The sequence below is a fragment of the Pseudomonas sp. PICF6 genome (genome assembly GCF_009831705.1).
Taxonomy (GTDB): Bacteria; Pseudomonadota; Gammaproteobacteria; order Pseudomonadales; family Pseudomonadaceae; genus Aquipseudomonas; species Aquipseudomonas rhizophila.
The window spans coordinates 65,929-66,135 of the sequence record NZ_WUUD01000001.1; the positions used below are offsets into that span (position 1 = coordinate 65,929).

At 55.6% G+C, this 207-nt stretch carries 1 tRNA gene; it reads left to right on the forward strand.

Annotation, left to right across the window (positions count from 1 at the left end):
* Positions 1-78 precede the first annotated feature (78 nt).
* Positions 79-154: transfer RNA gene (locus tag GSM73_RS00255), tRNA-Glu, on the forward strand.
* Positions 155-207 lie beyond the last annotated feature (53 nt).

Consider the following 207-nt stretch of genomic DNA (forward strand, 5'->3'; position numbering starts at 1 on the left):
TTTACACTTCAAGGCCTGGCCACACCGGTCTTGAAGCGATCAACACTCAGCGTTGATCAGTTGTATAGAAGGGTTTGCGTCCCCTTCGTCTAGTGGCCTAGGACACCGCCCTTTCACGGCGGTAACAGGGGTTCGAGTCCCCTAGGGGACGCCAGTTTTACAGAAGCGATGTTGCAAGATGTCGCTCCGCCGCGAGGCGAAAAATCC